The sequence below is a fragment of the Mesorhizobium sp. M0830 genome, assembly GCF_040319965.1.
In the GTDB taxonomy this organism is placed as follows: Bacteria; Pseudomonadota; Alphaproteobacteria; order Rhizobiales; family Rhizobiaceae; genus Mesorhizobium.
The window spans coordinates 1-2,517 of sequence record NZ_JAMYOR010000128.1; the positions used below are offsets into that span (position 1 = coordinate 1).

The 2,517-nt window shown below is 64.9% G+C and carries 1 protein-coding gene; it reads right to left on the reverse strand.

Annotation, left to right across the window (positions count from 1 at the left end; all coding sequences use genetic code 11):
- Nucleotides 1-2,330, reverse strand: a 2,330-nt coding sequence (locus NKI20_RS33460) for an AMP-binding protein (RefSeq protein WP_352838246.1), incomplete at its 3' end; no start/stop codon positions are given.
- Nucleotides 2,331-2,517: the final 187 nt, after the last annotated feature.

Consider the following 2,517-nt stretch of genomic DNA (forward strand, 5'->3'; position numbering starts at 1 on the left):
CCCCCCCCCCCCCAAACCCCACTCGCCTCTCTGTGGGGGGGCGGGTTGTTTTCTAAAAACACCCCCCCCAAAACCCTGGGCTCCCCGGGCCCGGGGGGGGGCCCCCCCCCCCCCCCCACGCCGAGTCCCAGCCTGTCGATCGCCAGCTTTCTCGTCGACACATAGTCTGTCTTGCCGGAACCCAGCACCGGGATTTCCTCGACCTTGACGATGTCGTTGGGCACCATCAGCTCGGCCGCACCTGCCTGTTTGCCGAATTTGCGCAACTCGTCGGGGTTGGCGTCGTCGGCGGTGGTGACCAGCACGATGCGTTCGCCCCGCCGCTTGTCCGGCACGGCCACCGCCGCGTGCCGTTCTTCCGGCCATAGCGACTGCACCAGCATCTCGACCGCGCCGAGTGACACCATTTCGCCGGCGATCTTGGCAAAGCGCTTGGCGCGGCCGCGTATGGTGATGAAGCCTTCGCGGTCGACCGAAACGATGTCGCCAGTGTCGTGCCAGCCGGTCAACGGCTGCAGTTCACCGGGACGCTCCGCGGTCATGTAGCCCATCATCAGGTTTGGTCCGTCGAGCCACAATTGTCCGGCGCCGGAGATGCCTTCGACGGGCTCCAGCTTCATGCGCATGGCCGGCAGCAGCCGGCCGACGGTGCCGTCGCGGCCATGGATTGCGGTGTTGACGGCAACCACGGGGGCGGCCTCGGTCAGTCCGAATCCTTCGATAATCTCCGCCTGGAAGCGTTCGCGATAGATGCGGCGGGTTTCCGTCTTCACTGCCTCGGCGCCGGCGACGACAAAGCGCAGGCTGGAAAAATCACCATCCTTGGCGGTGCGCGCATAATTGGCGAGGAACGTGTCGGTGCCGAACATGATGGTCGGTTTCGCCTTGCGCGCCACCTCGGGGATGATCTTGTAGTGGAGAGGCGAGGGGTAGAGGAACAACTTCACGCCGGTGACCAGCGGCAGGATGGTGCCGCCCGTCAGCCCGAACGAGTGAAACACCGGCAACACGTTGAGAAGGATGTCGGCGGGCGAGATGGTGATGCGTGCCTCGGCCTGCATGGCGTTGGCAAGCAGGTTCTTGTGCGAAAGGATCACCGCCTTGGGCGTGCCTTCCGATCCTGAGGTGAACAGGATCACCGCCGGCTTGGCCGCATCCAGCCGTTGCAGCGGCCAGCGCCAAAGCAAGGCGGCGGCAAGCTTGTCCAGCGCCGTGACGCCATCCCGCACATCCTCCAGCCAAAGCAGCCTGGCACCGCCCTTTTCGACAGCCTCGACAATATCGGCAAGGTCGGCCTTGTCGACGAACGCGCGGGAGGAAATCACGGTCCTTATCACCGCCGTGCGCACCGCCGCAGTCACGCTCGCCGGCCCTGCCGTATAGTTGATCATCGCTGCCACCCGGCCGGCGGACAGAAGCCCGGTGAGCGACAGCACGACGCCATTGGCGTTCGGCAGCATCAGCCCAACCGCTTCGCCCGGCGCCGTGACCGCCTCGAAGCGGCGGCCGAGGACCCGGGCGCCGATGAACATCTTGCGGTAGCTCAGCGCGCCGGAGATGACGTCCTCGATGATCGGGTGAGAAGCGCCGACGCGGTCGGCGGCATCGCGCATGGCCAGGAACAGGCCACGATCGAGGTTAGTGCTGAAAAGCCGTGCCTCGGCGACGCGGTCGAACAGCGCATTGGTGTTCGAGGCCTGGTCGGGGTTGCGCACCACCAGTTCGGCGATGGTCATCGGCTCCAGCACGCTGATCGACAGCTGCGGAAACCAGTGCCGTGGTGCCTTGTCCGCCGGCGTCAACGACACCGGCAGGCTTCGTGCGCCGCCGACGAAGACCGGCACGATGCTGGCGTTCGCCTGCATGGCGATGCGGGCGACGGCACGAAACAGCCGAAACGTCTTGACGTCAGGCTCGACCGCATCCGGCAGATAGACGGCGAGCCGGCCTTTGCCTTTGAGGACACGCACCAGCCGGCGGCTGACGAAGACGTGTTCCGCATTGAAGGCGATGGTACGGCCAAGCCCGCGCCACGGTTCGAGCCAAGGGGATCGCGCCGAGACCTCGTCGAGTATGTGCAGTGTGTCGTCCGGTAGTAGCGACAGCATCAGCGCCGGCTCGAAACGCGACTGATGCGAGATGACGTAGATGACGGGAGCCTGCGCGTTGCGGGCGATCCTGATGCGGGCGTCGGCGATCCGGTAGGCGAGCTTGAACGGCACATAGAGCAGCGCCTGGGTGAAGCGCAGGCCGAGGCGGAATTTTTCCATGATGCCGATCAGCAGCCAGGCGAGGGCAAGACCTGCAAGCAGCGCCAGTGTCAGGATCATGCCGCGTCTCTCCCAACGTTTTATCATCTCGGCTCTTTTGCGGCCGCTTCGGCAAGAACCTAGACCATGTGGGGGCAACGTCAATGCGGATGAGGGCAAGCTTCAGGGCGAAATCATGAATCGTTAACCTGCAAGGACGGCTTGGCGGTAGGTCGGGTTCATGAGGGCTTTGAGGCGCTTACGCTTG